The following is a 16340-nucleotide window of genomic DNA, read 5'->3' as shown; positions in this document are numbered from 1 at the left end:
GTATTATTAATTACTCTGATTTACTTACATACTTTTGTATTAAAACAAAAAATAACGGCACAAAGAAAATAACTAATAAGGTCGCAGATAGCATTCCCCCCATAACAGATGTACCAATGGCCTGCCTTGAATTTGCACCTGCACCAGAGCTGACAACCAGTGGTAATACGCCTAAAACAAATGCCATTGAGGTCATAATAATAGGTCGTAAACGCATACGACATGCTTGAACGGCAGCATCAAGTACACTCGCCCCCTTTTCCATTAACTCTTTTGCAAATTCGACAATTAAAATGGCATTTTTTGCAGATAAACCAATGGTGGTTAATACCCCAACTTGAAAATACACATCACTCTCCAAGCCCCTAAAGTAAGTAGCGACTAATGCGCCTAGAACGCCCAGTGGAATAATTAAAATAACAGATATAGGAATACTCCAACTTTCATACAATGCCGCTAAACATAAAAACACCATCAGTATTGATACAGCATAAAGAATAGCCGCTTGATTTCCTGCCTCTAACTCTTGATATGATGTGCCTGTCCAACTAACCGCTGTATCTTGGCTTATCTGATTTGAAATACTTTCAATTACTGACATCGCATCACCGGTGCTGTAACCAGGCGCCGCTTCTCCCACTATTTCAAACGCTGTATTACCGTTATATCTAATTAACTGTGGGGAGCCTTCTTCCCAGTGAGACGAGCTAAATGCATTAATAGGCACCATGTTTCCATCACCATTTCGTACATACCAGGCGTCAATATCTTCAGGTGTCATGCGGTACTGGGCTTGTGCTTGAATATATACTTTTTTAGAGCGTCCTCGGTCAATAAAGTCATTCACATATGACGAACCCCATGCGATTGATAGCGTATTATTTATATCGTCAAAATCAATACCTAGCGCCTTAGCTTTTTCATAATCAATGTCGAGTACAAACTGAGCATTATCTTCGAGTCCGTTAGCTCTTACTTTTTGTAACGCGGGGTGCTGATTAGCTTCTTCTATCAGCTGATTACGAATACTTAATAGCTTATCGTGACCAATAGCAGCCATATCTTCAAGATAAAAGTCAAAGCCTGTTGCATTACCTAGCTGGCGTATTGACGGTGGATTAACAGCAATTACAGAGCCTTTTTTGTACCCTTTAAAATGCGCCATCGTGCGCTCAATAATTGCATTAACATCTTGACCCGCTTCAGTGCGTTCTGACCAATCTTTTAACCCAATTAAGGCCATTCCTGCGTTTTGCCCACGCCCTGAAAAATTAAACCCTGATACACCAAAAACAGTATTTACAGTATCTTTTTCATTTTCTTGATAATAATCTGTTATGTCTTGCATCACTTCTGCTGTTTGCTTTAATGTAGAACCATTAGGTGACTGCACCATTACCGTAAAATTACCTTGATCTTCATCAGGTAAAAATGAACTTGGTAATGATTGATAAATAAAACCACACGCAACTAATAGTAAAGCGTAAACAGATAACGAACGAAGCGGACGCTTTAGTACCTTCCCTACCGATACGTTGTAGTAACCAGCTAACGCATTAAACCCTTTGTTGAAGGTTTTAAAAAACCAATTTTTTTTATGTTCATCCTTCGTCGTTGGTGCTTTAAGCAAAGTAGCGCACAACACTGGCGTTAAAATAAGCGCCACAATAACCGAAAGCACCATTGCAGAGACAATCGTTACAGAAAACTGACGATAAATAGCCCCTGTTGAGCCATCCATTAATGCCATAGGAACAAATACCACCGCTAATACCGTGGTAATACCCACTAAAGCACCCGTAATTTGGGTCATTGATTTACGCGTTGCGTCTTTTGCTGATAAACCTTCTTCATGCATTAAACGCTCTACGTTTTCAACAACAACAATTGCATCATCAACAAGTAAACCTATGGCAAGCACTAGCCCAAACATGGTTAAGGTATTTAAACTAAATCCAGCAAGTGACATGACACCAAATGTGCCTAGTAGTACCACCGGCACTGCAATAGTTGGAATAAGTGTTGCGCGAAAGTTTTGTAAAAATAACAACATAACAAAAAATACTAAAACAATGGCTTCTATTAAGGTGTATACAACTTCTTCAATTGATAACTTAATAAACGGTGTTGTATCCATCGCCTTGGCAACTTTTAAGCCATTAGGAAAGCTTTTTGAAAGTTCTTCAAGCTTAGCGTCAATACTTGCTTGGGTATCAAGCGTGTTTGCACCTGATGCAAGCGTTACACCTATACCTGATGTACCTTGACCATTAAAGGTAGGAATAGCACTGAAACTTTCGCTCGAAAGCTCTACGGTAGCCACATCTTGAAGGCGTACTTGCGAGCCATCTGTATTTACTTTTAAAAGAATATTTTTAAATCCGTCAACACTCGTTAACAGGCTTTGCGCTTTGATCGTTGCGTTAAACTGTTGGTCGTCGGTTGAGGGCGCGCCTCCCAACTGGCCGAGTGTTACTTGTGAGTTTTGCTTAGCAATTTCATCGTAAACATCACTTGGGGTCATTTTTAAACTATTGAGTTTAGTTGGATCTAACCAAATCCTCATCGCGTACGATGGGCCAAATACATTTACATCACCTACACCGCTCACACGACTAACAGGGTCTTTAACGTATGAATTGACGTAATCTTGGATATCGCCGGTACTCATGCTGTTGTCTGGTGAGTAAATGGCAATCATAGAAATAAAGCCTGAGGTATTTTTACGTATAGATACACCTTGCGCTTGCACTTGTGATGGCAAACTATTTTCGACTTGCTGTAAGCTGTTTTGTACTTGAACTTGTGCTATATCAGGGTCGGTTTCAGCGCTAAAAGTAAGAGTAATACTCACGCTCCCTGATGAATCACTTTTAGATGACATATAAAGTAAGTTATCTAAACCTGTCATGCCTTGTTCGATAACTTGCGTGACGCTGTCTTCAACAGCTTTAGCTGATTCCCCAGGATAAGAAGCGCTTATTTCAATTGCTGGCGGCGCTATTGTGGGGTACTGCGCTATTGGCAATGAGTTAATTGCAAAAATACCACTTAACATGATCACAATAGCAATCACCCAAGCAAAAATAGGTCTATTAATAAAAAATGCAGACATATTAAACCTCAACTATTGGTCAGAAGTAGACGTTTGATCAATAACTACAGCAACGCCATCTTTAAGTTGTAAAAAGCTATTGATGATCACTTTGTCGCCATCAGTTAAACCTTGCTTTATTTCCCACTGAGTACCGATTTCTTGTCCCAATACGACATCCTTTTTAACCGCTTGGTTATTTTCATTAACAACGTAAACATAAGGCGCACCATTTTGGCTGCGAATAATAACGCTCTGTGGGAGTAACTTAATATTTTGCATTACTGGCCCCATAATTGTGGCTCGCACAAATATACCTGGCAGTAATTCTAAAGTGGGATTTGGCATAATTGCACGCAGCGTTACACTACTTGTTGATTGGTCAACCGTGATATCTAATGACTCAAGGTAACCCTTTAATGGATACGCACTGCCATCTTCAAGCTTAATAGTAACAGGGACATCAATATCGTCTTTTTTCTCTTGCCCTATAAGCTCTTTACGTATTTTTTGTAGCGCTAATGATGACTGAGTCATATCAACATAAACTGAGTCAAACTGCTTAATAGTTGTTAAATATGACGACTGCTCTGCAGTTACTAAAGCACCTTCTGATACAGTTGATATGCCAATACGACCAGAAATTGGCGCTTTAACTTGAGAATAAGACAATAAAATATTGTTATAATCTAAGTTAGCCTGAGTTACATTAACCTCTGCCGATGCTTGTTCATAACTAGCCTCTGCATCATCTAAATCTTGCTGGCTAGCCACATTATTTTTTGCCAATTTCTCATAGCGCAGTAATGTTTTTTTAGCTACTTTTTGATCTGCTTGTGCTTTTTTAACACTTGCTTGCGCATTGTTTACATTTGCCTGATAAATAGCCGGATCGATTTGATAAAGCACATCGCCTTCTTTTACATCTTTACCGTCGGTAAATAATCGGCTTTTAATAATACCGCTTACTTGAGGACGTACCTCAGACTCTTTAATTGCAGATACACGACCAGGTAATTCAACCGACGGCTGATACGTAATCGACTTAAGCTCAATAACATCAACCTTAACAGCATCATTTTTATTATCTGGTAAGTTTTGAACCTCGCCACAGGCGCTTAGTGTTAAGACGATAATTAATAAGTTCGGTATTAAAAATAAGTTGCGAAATGCTTTCATTACTCTTTAATCTCTTTGCTTTAATTAGGAATACCTCATTATTGATACTAAAAGAGGGGCAAATATGGAGAAAAAAAGGAGATTGTTTTATTTGATTCCGAAACTGCAAAATAAAATATAAACTAACGTTCATTTATAGGTTGTAGGTTAAAAGTTTATGCGCTTAACTATTTTTTCTAAGTTGTTTTTGTCACTTTTTACTACCAGTTTGTTAATGGTGATTGGAATCTTACTATTTACCAATTACAGTTTTAATAAAGGATTTCAAAGCTATATAAACCAAACAGAGTTGCAAAATCTATCAAAACTTACCAAACCCATAGCAGAATTTTATGATGATAAAACAGGCTGGACACCCTTAACTTCAGACTTACAACATTGGAAGAAACTATTTACTAATATTGGTGAGCCACTGCCACCACGACCAATTATTAGTCTCGATATTAAACGCAATTTTAAATATTCAAAAGAAGATGGTATTCGGCCTCCGAGCTATCGCGCTTTTGTACTTGATGTAAACGATAAATGGGTTATTGGCACGTTACCTCCAACTAACGATCCTACGTCTAATATTGCTAGAATTCCGATAATAAAAAACACAAAAATTATTGGTTGGCTAGCTATTGAGCAAACTAGTTATCTTGTTGGTCCATTGGCTGGCAGTTTTTATAATCAACAAAAACAAAATCTCTATTTAATAATAGGGTTAGCAAGTATATTTTCATTAATATGTGCTGTATTTTTAGTTCGTCATTTTTTAGCCCCATTAAAACAATTACACCAAGGTGCCCTTACGTTAGCAAAAGGCGATTTTAATACCCAAATTGCAACCAAAGGCAAAGACGAAATTGCCGAGCTGGGCAACGCTTTTAACTCGCTTTCGATCAGTTTAAAACAACAAAAAAGTACCCGAGAGCAGTGGATCACTGATATTTCTCATGAACTAAGAACTCCTATTGCCGTTTTACGCAGCGAAATAGAAGCCATTCAAGATGGTATTCGTACACCTGAGCCTAAAAACATTGATTCAATGCACCAACAAGTTCTAAATTTGGGTAAGTTAGTAGAAGATTTATATGTACTTTCTAAATCCGAAGCCAATATATAACATGCAATTAAAACCCATCAGCCTCAATAAATTAGTAAACAGTGTAATGTATAACTTTGAAGCCCGCGCTCAAGCAAAAGGACTAACACTAAAAAGTAACAATTTAATGCTTAATGAAGTCACTTTATTTTTAGATGAAGACTTAATTCGTCAATTACTTGTTAATGTATTTGAAAATAGCATTCGCTATACCGACAACCCAGGCATGATTAAAGTGAGTATAAAAAACAAAAAAGAGACTATTGAACTATGGATAGAAGACAGCTCCCCATCAGTACCATTAACAGCGCTGGATAAATTATTCGGCCGTTTATACCGAGTTGATCAATCGCGTAGCAGAGACTCTGGTGGTTCTGGTTTAGGTTTATCTATTTGTAAAAATATTATTGAACAACATAATGGCAGTATTAGCGCACAAATTTCATCATTAGGCGGTGTAGCAATGATTGTTAGCTTTAAAAAACAATATAATGAAGGTCACTAATATGAATTTCCAAGATAACACTCACACAATTCTTATTGTTGAAGATGAGCCAACACTTGGACAAATATTGTCTGAATATTTACAACAATCAGGGTTTAATACGCACATAATTGCAGATGGGCTAACGGTTATAGACTGGATAAAAGAGCACAAGCCAAGCCTTGTGATTTTAGATCTTATGCTTCCTCATCGAGATGGCCTTGATATATACAAAGAACTCAGAACGTTTAGCAGTATTCCCGTCATTATGGCGACTGCAAAAGTAGAAGAAATTGACCGTTTACTAGGGCTTGAGTTAGGGGCAGATGATTATATTTGTAAGCCCTATAGCTCAAGAGAAGTGGTAGCTCGAGTCAAAAATATAGTAAGACGAAATACCTTAGAGCCGCAAACTCAAAACTTAATAATAAATGAAGAAGCAATGACCGCTCACTACTATCAAAAAGCATTAAAACTCACACCTGCGGAATTTAAGTTACTTCACTTTTTATTTAATAATAAAAACAAAATATACAGCCGTAACCAGCTAATGGATAAAATATATCATGATAGTCGTATTGTTACCGACAGAACAGTAGACAGCCATATCAAGAATTTACGCCGAAAACTTCACACAATAAATGATGGATCTGAATGTATTAAGTCTATTTATGGCATGGGTTATAAGTTTGAAAACTAAATTAAGCCGATTACTTTTTAAAGCTCCATATTTCCCTCACGATTAAGTGCCATACTCAGAAAGAGTATAGCTTGTGTATTACATTATTTTGGAGTTTTAGTGTGAAAGTAGAGCAGCCGATTTTAGGTAAAACAGGTACATTGTTGTTTTTAGTTATTGTTAGTGCCTTTCCCCCTTTAACAACCGATTTATATTTACCTGCACTACCGAGTATGGTCGACAAGCTAAGTACTAATCAGGCAATGGTTAATTTAACACTTAGCGTTTACTTTATTGTCTACGCAATTGGATTACTATTTTGGGGGCCGCTAAGCGAAAAGTATGGGCGCAAGCCTATAATAATACTTGGCTTAAGTATTTATGTAGTCGGTAGTTTACTCTGCGCACTTTCGAATAAAGTAGAAATGCTTATTTCAGCTCGTTTAATTCAAGCCTTTGGTGGAAGCGCTGTGACCGTTGTAGCAACAGCAATAGTAAAGGATTTATACGATGGTCGAGAACGAGAAAAGATCATAGCAACTATCATGTCGTTAGTGATAATCGCACCAATGGTTGCCCCGGTAATTGGTGCATTATTATTAAAAGTAGGCTCTTGGCATATGATGTTTTATGTACTAGCTGGGTTTGGTGCTATGTCGATGTTATTTGCTATTGCCTATCGTGAAACATTACAAAGTAAATTCACGGGATCAATACTTCAATCTTGGGGTCGATTAGCTGTTGTAATACAAAACCCTCGTTTGCTTTCTTTATTAGTTATTTTTACTATTCCCCCAATGACACTCATGGCGTTTTTAGCGGCTGGTTCGTATATTTATATTGATGGCTTTGGTTTATCTGAGCAAACCTTTAGCTATGCATTTTATTAAGCGACAATTACGGTGGCCGGTCTAGCGACAATTATCTTGGCCGGTTGATCTGATAAGGTTCGGTACAGCAGAACGGAGGAGTTCACTGTGCCGGGAACACGAATCACTGATCAGCAGGTCACTATTTATATGAAACATAGAAAACGTAATAGCCAAGTTATCGCGGCTGCGAAAGCAGGTATTTCAGAACGTTCAGCAAGGCGCATTGATAAACTGGATGAGCAGCCATTGTCTAATAAACGCCAATGGCGAACGCGTATAGATCCACTTGAGTCTATCTGGGACAGTATTGTTGTCCCTCTACTTCAAGGTGATGCAACGTTAACTCCGGTGGGAATTTTTGATCACCTTTGCGAGTTTCACACCGACAAATTTAACCCTAGCTCACGGCGTACATTAGAGCGTCGAATTCATAAATGGCGGGCACTGTATGGCTCAAGTAAAGAGGTCGTATTCCTGCAAACACACGAGTATGGCCTATTAGGTATGTGTGATTTTACACATGTGAAGTCACCCGTTACCATTGCTAGTGAACCCTTAAAGCATATGTTGTTTCATTATCGTATGCCCGCCAGTGGCTGGGCTTACGCCCAAGTGATCTACGGCGGTGAAAGCTTTGCTGCTTTTTCTGATGGCGTGCAAAACGCATTTAAAGCAGCCGGCGGTGTGCCTAAAGAAGTGCGTACAGACAGTCTGAGTGCCGCCTATCGTAATCACACTAATGATAACGATTTTACAGAGCGCTTTAATGAATTAGTCACCCATTATGGCTTTAAAGCGACCCGCAATAACCGCGGTATTGCGCATGAAAATGGGGCTATTGAGAGCCCTCATGGGCATCTTAAATCGCAACTGGAGCAAGCATTAAAAATCCGTGGTAGTTATGACTTTCAGACAAGAGAAGTCTATGAATCGTTTGTTGCCGACATTGTAGCTCGCCGTAATCGCCGTGTAAGTGATAAATACGCAGTAGAGCAGCGACAATTACATGCTTTACCACGGACGATGAGCGTCAATTACACCGAGCATTATCTAACGGTGTCACGTACGAGTACTATTTCATTGAAACGTGTTACCTATAGCGTCCCGTCACGCCTTATTGGTAGCCGATTACTGGTTCGTTTATATGACAACCGTTTAGAGCTGCACTATGGCAGCGATTTAGTTCAAACGTTAGCGCGTGTCTATGCTTCTAAAGGATGCCGTGCACGTAATATTAGTTACTTGCATGTTATTGACGCACTGGTTAAAAAACCATTGGCATTTCGCTACTCACAACTACGTGACGACTTACTTCCAAGCGACAATTACAAAGCTATTTGGGAATACGTTAATGCCCACCTTTTAGCGGATGAAGCGAGCTATTACATGGTAAAACTGCTCCATTTAGCAAAACAAAGTGGGTGCGAACGTCAATTAGGACGATTTGTAGCAGCGTCAATTACTCAGCGACAATTACCGGCCATCCGAGAATGTGAAGCGCAATTTTTAGTGATTGCATCAAACATACCCACAATAACAATAAAGCAACACAGCTTGAGCGCTTATAGCAGCATGATACCGGGAGGTCTACATGGATAACTTCACGGCCTCGTTACCTTTAATGCTGAAACAATTAAAGCTTAGCACCATGCTTCAACAGTGGAATACCCTGGGCAAAAAAGCGATAGAAGAACAATGGAGCCCACAGCAATACTTATCTGAGCTGTGCCATATTGAACTTGCGACACGCGATGATAAACGCCTTCAGCGGCTTTTAAAAGATGCAAAATTGCCCGTGGGTAAACACCTTAGCAGCTTCGACTTTACCCTTGTTGATGGGGTTAGTAAGCCCCTTGTTGCTGATTTAATAAATCAGCCGGATTGGTTGAAGCACGGTGGCAATATATTGCTATTTGGCGCCAGTGGTCTTGGTAAAACGCATATCGCCAGTAGTATCGGTTATGGCCTTATCGAGCAGGGCCATAAAGTTAAGTTTGTTGCCGCGTCAGCGATTGTTCAACAACTCCAGCAAGCAAAGCGACATTTACGCTTGCAAGACGAACTTGTAAAGCTCGATAAATACAGCTTATTAATCGTTGATGACGTTGGTTACGTACGAAAAACGGAACAGGAAACGAGCGTGCTGTTTGAATTGATAGCCCATCGCTATGAGCGACACAGCATGATCATCACATCAAACAAATCATTCGAACAATGGGATGAACTATTTGATGATTCAACGATGACTGTAGCGGCAATAGATCGCTTGGTTCATCATGCAACGATTATTCATTGCGAAGGTGAAAGTTACCGACGCAAAACAGCGCTCAATAAGAGCAAATAAAATTCGGTGTCAACCGGCCAAGATAATTGACGCGGAACCGGCCAAGTTAATTGACGCTAGATAGCATTTGCAGCTAATGCACTTTGTGCGTCATTCGGCCCAAGTATTTATATGAAGCTTTCTCAAACTATATCAGTGAAAAAAATAATTACTACCTGCTTTATATTACTCACGCTGTGCGGTGTACTTACCCTTAACATTGGACATCTTTCGCCTTGGATATTTGCTGCTATTGCGGCTCCAGCCACGCTTATGGTTATTATTACACGCGTACCTGGTACTAATTTAATGTTAGAGCAGCAAACTACCGATACAGGCTCTGCGGTTGCGGTTATTCAGTTTTTCTCAATGATTGCAGGTGCAACCGGTATGATGCTTGTGTCAATACGCCCAGATGCACTTATTAGTGACTTAGGTATTATTCAATTAAGTATTGGTGCTCTCGTTTTGGCTTTATGGTTACTCGTAAAAAATAAAGCATACGTACTAAACCACCTATCTAAAGCTTAAATAGTTGATGACCCCTCACCTATTTACAATATGAGCTAGCACTTACTTAATACTCTCCTAACACCATGACTAAACTGCTAATTTACTACATAGTGTATTGCATCGAGTAGGGTGAGGCTTATGCCTCATCCCTCTCACAGAACCGTACGTACGGACCTCGTATACGGCTCCTGTACCCTTCACATTTTATCAACTTATTTCCTAAACGCCGATAAAGCAAGCCATCCCGTATTCACTTTTTCTATTGGATATAAACCAAGCTCCTCAAACCATTGGTTTGGCATCGATACACAAGATAAAGGGCTTAGTGAGTTACGCCACGAGTTCATCTTAATGAACTTAAACGGTGGCTTTTTTCCTAACTGCTTTAGTCGTCGATGTAGCCTTGATGGCTTCTTCCACAACCTCAGCTGTATTGCCCTTAGTCTTCGTCTGATCCAACCTGCCAAGGCTTTTAGCTCTCGTTTACAATTGGCTATACTAAAATAATTTACAAAACCGCGCACAACTGGATTTAGCCGTTTTATTACTTCTGCTAAATTTATGCCGCCGTTACGTTTTGTTAATTGCTTCACTTTTTGTTTAAACCCGATGAGTTTTGATGCTTGTATCCGTGTCCACTGGCTACCTATCTCTACTCCCAAAAACTTCACTCCTTTGCTGCTATGAGCAATATGGGTTTTATTTTGGTTCACGGTTAATTTCAAGTCTCGCTCTAGTATCTGGGTGGATGCCTTAAGTGCTTCTTGCGCTGCTTTTTCTGTGCTGCACAAAATCAAGATATCATCTGCATACCTCACTATTCGGTGATTACGCTTTTTCATTTCTTGATCGAAAGCATCTAGGTAGATATTGGCCAATAACGGGCTAATTACGCCACCTTGTGGGCTTCCTATCGTACTAGCCTCCCAGTGTTCACCTATCATTACTCCGCTTTTTAAGAACTGATTAATCAGTTTTAAAATACTACCGTCCGTCACTTTGCGTCTAACACTCCTAATTATCAAAGCATGATCAAGCAGGTCAAAACACTTCGACAAATCCATGTCTACGACCCAGTCGCGATGGTATTTACGGATAAATACACTTGCTTTACTGATAGCGTCATGACAGCTTCGTTTCGGCCTATACCCATAACTCGATGGGTGAAAGTCGATGTCGAATATCGGTTGGAGTATGTTCAATAGTGTTTGTTGCACTATTCGGTCTCGAACTGCGGGGATACCTAGCATTCTGACACCGCCATCATCTTTGGGTATTTCCACCCGTTTGACAGGTTGTGCCCTATATTGCTTGGTTTGCAGCTCAAGTTGCAGTTGTTTTAAGTTTGCTTCTAAATTCAGGGCGAATGCGCCTACGGTCTGCCTATCTATTCCGGCCGCTCCTTTAGCTGCTTTCACTTTTTTGAATCCCTTGTACAGGTTATTAATGTCTAATAATTGTCCGTACAAGCTGTAGTAAACTGTCATTTTCTGCCTTTGCTTGCGGTATGTCTGCTCGTGTCACTCTACTTATCGCTGATTCTTCATGATGACATTAGGTGTGCTAGCCTTTTTTGGCAATCTGCCTAAGTGGTCAGTCATTACTCCATTGCTCGCCCTTCAATTCTCAGCGTCTACATTCCTGTTTGGCCGTCATATTTTGGCTATTTCCGTCGAAATACTTGTGAGCCGATAAACAAAAGTTCCCGTCTTTCATACGCTTAAAGAATACTTCCCCCCTTCGCAATCAATTAAAGCTTTTGGCTAAAGTTGACCCCATCAAACATAATGTTGATGGTCGGCTTGGTTTTCCCCTCCACACCATTACTGGCTTTCATCGGCCTAGCCTTACTCACTACTACGGGTTCATCTGCCACCTCACACCGACACTAAATCTTGGCTTTCACCTTGAATTTAGGCCACTTACTCTCATTAAGTTTAGATGCCAGGCTTCCCCAGTTACTGCACTGGCTCCCTGTTAGAAATCCCACCCTCAAGCACAGTATTGGTCTGACTAAGTATAGGGCGTTGCGCTATTTTGCACGCTGACCCACCAATACTGCCGAAACAGGTTACGGTTAGTTGTGTACCTCTAACTTCTTATGGCTTCCTTCAGACCCCACCGTTGGCCAGTGACGCCCTTGCCATTCAGATTATCTTCCCCTTAGTCAGGGTGATAAGGCATCTTTCAGCCTATCGGGTTTGCCAGCTTCGCTGGGCAAACAAAAAATAACGCTCCATAAAAGAGCGTTATTTAAACTAGCTACTTATTCAACAAAAGCAGCCTTAGGCTGATAGCGGTACTGGAGTATCTTGATTTTGCGTTACAGGTGCTTTTTTCATACTACCTTCCTGCTCCAAACGAATATGCCAGCTAAACGCTTCTTCAAGTAAATGAGGAGTATGCCCACCGCGATCACAAGCACGCTCATAATAATCTAACATCGCTTCGCGATATTCTGGGTGCACACAATGCTTAATAACTTGTACAGCCCGCTCACGTGGCGCTAAGCCACGTAAATCAGCTAAACCTTGCTCTGTTACTAAAATATCAACATCGTGTTCGTTATGATCAACATGGCTAACCATAGGCACAACACTTGAAATATCGCCATTTTTAGCTATTGATTTAGTAACAAAAATAGCTAAATGCGCATTACGAGAAAAGTCACCAGAGCCACCAATACCATTCATCATTCTAGTGCCACACACATGTGTTGAGTTCACATTACCGTATATATCGAATTCAAGTGCTGTGTTAATTGCAATAATACCTAAACGGCGCACTATTTCAGGATGATTCGAAATCTCTTGAGGGCGTAACACAAGCTTATCTTTATATTGCTCTAAATTATTAAATACTTGTGCATTACAACGCTCTGATAAAACTATTGAGCTCCCCGATGCAAATTTAAGCTTACCAGCATCGATTAAGTCAAATGTCGAATCTTGCAATACCTCTGAGTACATTGTTAAATCTTCAAAATCAGAATCTAATAACCCCATCATAACTGCGTTAGCTATGTTACCAATACCCGCTTGTAATGGCCCTAAATTAGATGGCAATCTACTTTCAGTCACTTCGTCTTTAAAAAAGTTAACTAAGTGACGTGCAATTGATGCAGTCTCTTGATCTGGGTCAGTAACCGTGGAAAACGAATCGCTTTGGTTAGTAAAAACAATACCAACAATTTTTGCAGGATCTATTGGAATAGCTTTACTACCGATACGATCGTCAACCTTTACTAGAGGCACAGGTGTTCGGGTTGGACGATAAGAAGGAATGTATATGTCATGTAACCCCTCAAGCTCAGGGCTATGTAACATATTAATTTCGATGATTATTTCTTTTGCAAAAATACTAAAGCTTGCAGAATTACCTACTGAAGTAGTTGGCACTATATGCCCTTCTTCGGTGATAGCTACAGCTTCAATAACAGCTACATCAGGCATTGTTAATTGGTGATTACGTAAATGCTCAACAGTTTCAGATAAATGCTGATCAATAAACATCACCTCACCGTTATTAATCGCTTTACGTAAAGTGCTATCTACCTGAAAAGGCATACGGCGAGCTAAAATTCCCGCTTCGGTAAGTAGCTTATCTAAATCATTACCTAAAGAGGCACCTGTCATTAAATTTATTTTAATAGGATTGTTTTTAACTTGCTCAATCAATGCTCTAGGTACAGCTTTAGCTTCACCGGCACGAGTAAAGCCACTCATTCCAACCGTCATTCCATCTTTAATAAATTGGCTGGCTTGATCTGCTGACATTACTTTTTGATGCAGATTACTATTGCGAATACGTTCTAAGTTCATATTGAGCCCCTTTCTAAGTTTTACTTATTCTAATCTTTACTTAGAAGCAAATAATCTATACTTAAGTCGTATTCACATAATTAGGATGAGAAATTCATTTAACAAAAGCTTTCTATCATGCATAAACATCACTTCAACTATCTAGTAGTGTAATTAGCAATCAGGATTAGTAATTTAAATAAATATTTTGAAGTGTTAAAGCTTATCAATTAAAACAACCAATGTTGTTTGAAGCATAAATTGACATAATAACATACGCTTTTACTGAGCTACAGCGCCGCAAGTAAAGTATAAGTTGACATAATATTGAAGCTTAAAATGGCATAAAGTTACCAAATACAAGCTTTATAAAGCCAACCTCATAAATATACTGCCTACTTTAGTTGGCTGCTATGTGCCCAGACTGTGTGAAAACTAATTTTTAATAAATTGTCTTGGGTATGTTCTTAGTTTGAAACCATTTAAGATGGTTGCGATCGATTTTTTCTCAGTATCGCAATTTTCTCCGCGCGAGCGAAACTGCTATGGCAACGCTACTCTAATTGCTTTACTTAGGCCGTTAACTCCCATAATTGTTATCATTCTTCTGAAGTTGTAAGCTAGGACATGAAGACTTATTTCTGTCCCCACGCTTTTTAAACCTCGTGTTAGTAAGTGGGTAGCTCCCATCCAGAGTTTAATTGTGCCAAAGGGGTGCTCAACAGTTTGCTTGCGATGAAGCATCAATTCAGGTTCATTCTTTAGCTTTTGAAGCATTTCTTCTGTCAGAATCTCATGCACCCACCGCCTTATTCGCCTAGGGTCTTTTTTAGAGTTAGTGCACTGACTTCTTATTTTACAATCTCGACAAGCAATGTGATTGAAGTAAACATCAAGGTATTTACCTTGCTCAAATACCTGCATTCGATTTTGAAGTTCATTACCAGCGGGGCATAAGTAAATATCTTTATTTGCATCGTATTTGAAGAGTGAGCGGTTAAATATCCCTTTCTTTTCAGAGGACGATGTATCCGTCTTGGGCATGATTGGCTCTGCACCCAAATCGATAGTATCTTTTATATCGGGCTGACTGAAGTAACCTTTATCTGCTAATACCCTTATATCTTCCTTGCGCAATGCTTTTTGTGCGAGTTTTGTCATTGACGCAAGCTGGCCTCTATCTGGCACGTTGGTCACCTCATGCGCCACTATAAGGTGGTGCTTGGTATCAACCGCACTTTGCACGTTATAACTCACAACTCTTGTAAAACCTTGAGTTTTCATTAAACGTGAATCAGGATCAGTAGTGGATATTTGCTTGTCAGGATGAGCTTCAACTTGTTCTTTAATCTCGTGTAGTTTTTTTAACTGGCTGCGAAAGTCAGCTAGCCTATCTTTTGTGGCTTTAATTTTTGTGACGTTAGCTTGCTCTTTATCGGCTTCATCAAGTAATTCAAGGTAACGTTCAATATTCTTTTCGACTCGGTCGATGTGGAATTTAACTTTGCTTGGCGTAAAATTATTGCCTTTGTTGTTGCTAGCTTTAAACTTACTACCATCGATGGCAACAACTGGTTTCTCAAACATATTCAGACGACGGCAGACTTCAACAAACGTTTTGCACACATTTTTTATACCATCTCCGTTGTCTTTTCTAAAATCAGCAATCGTTTTAAAGTCGGGTGCCAACTTACCAAGTAGCCACATCAGTTCAATATTGCGTTGGCATTCGGTTTCTAATCGGCGGGATGATTGAATACGGTTGAGGTAACCATAAAGATACAGTTTTAATAATGTGGCTGGATGATACTTAGGGCGGCCTGTGGACTTTAAAGTTAACCCTTTAAACTCCAATTCAGCTAGATTTAGTTCCTCAATGAAAACATCAATCACTCTGACCGTATTATCTTCACTGACGTAGTCTTCCAACGATTCTGGAAATAACGTTGATTGGTCACGACTTTCACCGCTTATAAACTTTGACATACTGCCTCAACCCTCAACTGAATCAATAGTCTAATTATATAAATATCAGTATATTAAGTGAACTAAATGTATAGATTAATAGATCATAAGCAGAACATACTTAGACCAAAAGGTGATCAGAGTTTTCACACAGTCTGTGCCATGAGCGGACATTGATAATTCTTGATGAGTGGACTTCCCAACTTTCATTTGACTGTCATTATACGCCGAGAATTGAGCGCTTACTTTATTTAGATTACTAGCATATTTCTCAAGCTAAAATGTCTTAACCTCTCAGTCACGGAAAAACCAAAATCACCGTCATTTTAGCCAAGGTTAGTTCA

At 39.5% G+C, this 16340-nt stretch carries 12 protein-coding genes; 7 read left to right on the top strand and 5 right to left on the bottom strand.

Annotation, left to right across the window (positions count from 1 at the left end; genetic code table 11):
• Positions 1-10: 10 nt before the first annotated feature.
• Together ACT3S9_RS05755 and ACT3S9_RS05750 are read right to left on the bottom strand one after the other, a co-directional pair.
• Positions 11-3115 (bottom strand): efflux RND transporter permease subunit, encoded by a 3105-nt coding sequence (locus ACT3S9_RS05755; protein WP_441993320.1) that lies wholly within the window; start codon positions 3113-3115, stop codon positions 11-13.
• A 12-nt stretch (positions 3116-3127) separates the two neighbouring features.
• A complete protein-coding gene (locus ACT3S9_RS05750) occupies positions 3128-4273 on the bottom strand; it encodes an efflux RND transporter periplasmic adaptor subunit (RefSeq protein ID WP_441993321.1) in 1146 nt (381 codons plus the stop codon).
• A gap of 157 nt (positions 4274-4430) precedes the next feature.
• Here ACT3S9_RS05750 and ACT3S9_RS05745 point away from each other — a divergent pair, with 157 nt between their 5' ends.
• The 7 genes from ACT3S9_RS05745 to ACT3S9_RS05715 all read left to right on the top strand — a co-directional run bounded on the left by ACT3S9_RS05745 (position 4431) and on the right by ACT3S9_RS05715 (position 10249).
• Positions 4431-5381: a HAMP domain-containing protein gene (locus ACT3S9_RS05745; RefSeq protein ID WP_441995306.1), complete on the top strand. Its 951-nt coding sequence runs from the start codon at positions 4431-4433 to the stop codon at positions 5379-5381.
• A 46-nt stretch (positions 5382-5427) separates the two neighbouring features.
• On the top strand, positions 5428-5865 hold the full coding sequence (locus ACT3S9_RS05740; RefSeq protein WP_441995308.1) for an ATP-binding protein: 438 nt from the start codon (positions 5428-5430) through the stop codon (positions 5863-5865).
• A 1-nt stretch (position 5866) separates the two neighbouring features.
• Entirely contained in the window at positions 5867-6544 is a 678-nt protein-coding gene (locus ACT3S9_RS05735; RefSeq protein ID WP_441995310.1) for a response regulator, read from the top strand.
• 101 nt (positions 6545-6645) lie between these two features.
• Positions 6646-7413: a Bcr/CflA family efflux MFS transporter gene (locus ACT3S9_RS05730; RefSeq protein ID WP_441995312.1), complete on the top strand. Its 768-nt coding sequence runs from the start codon at positions 6646-6648 to the stop codon at positions 7411-7413.
• A gap of 87 nt (positions 7414-7500) precedes the next feature.
• Positions 7501-8994, top strand: coding sequence for an IS21 family transposase (istA, locus tag ACT3S9_RS05725; RefSeq protein ID WP_443490040.1), 1494 nt, complete (start codon positions 7501-7503; stop codon positions 8992-8994).
• Positions 8987-9739 carry an IS21-like element helper ATPase IstB gene (istB, locus tag ACT3S9_RS05720; RefSeq protein ID WP_208835222.1) on the top strand — a complete coding sequence of 251 codons (753 nt, stop codon included), beginning with the start codon at positions 8987-8989 and terminating at the stop codon, positions 9737-9739. Before istA ends, istB begins: the two co-directional genes overlap by 8 nt.
• Positions 9740-9850: 111 nt before the next feature.
• Complete coding sequence (locus tag ACT3S9_RS05715) at positions 9851-10249, top strand: hypothetical protein (RefSeq protein WP_444750810.1); 399 nt, start codon at positions 9851-9853, stop codon at positions 10247-10249.
• Between the two features lie 194 nt (positions 10250-10443).
• Here ACT3S9_RS05715 and ltrA read toward each other — a convergent pair whose 3' ends face one another.
• The 3 genes from ltrA to ACT3S9_RS05700 form a co-directional block, all read right to left on the bottom strand.
• Positions 10444-11718, bottom strand: a complete 1275-nt coding sequence (ltrA, locus tag ACT3S9_RS05710) for a group II intron reverse transcriptase/maturase (RefSeq protein WP_086960535.1) — start codon at positions 11716-11718, stop codon at positions 10444-10446.
• 798 nt (positions 11719-12516) lie between these two features.
• Positions 12517-14052, bottom strand: coding sequence for an acetyl-CoA hydrolase/transferase family protein (locus ACT3S9_RS05705; RefSeq protein ID WP_441836448.1), 1536 nt, complete (start codon positions 14050-14052; stop codon positions 12517-12519).
• Between the two features lie 522 nt (positions 14053-14574).
• The gene (locus ACT3S9_RS05700) at positions 14575-16017 is read right to left on the bottom strand and encodes an IS1182 family transposase (RefSeq protein WP_004589456.1); all 1443 of its coding nucleotides are present in this window, start codon (positions 16015-16017) and stop codon (positions 14575-14577) included.
• Between the last annotated feature and the right edge of the window lie 323 nt (positions 16018-16340).

The sequence above is a fragment of the Pseudoalteromonas sp. AOP31-A2-14 genome (genome assembly GCF_052378035.1).
Taxonomy (GTDB): domain Bacteria; phylum Pseudomonadota; class Gammaproteobacteria; order Enterobacterales; family Alteromonadaceae; genus Pseudoalteromonas.
Note: the sequence above shows the minus strand (reverse complement) of the source record. Positions and strands in the feature narration are given on the sequence as shown.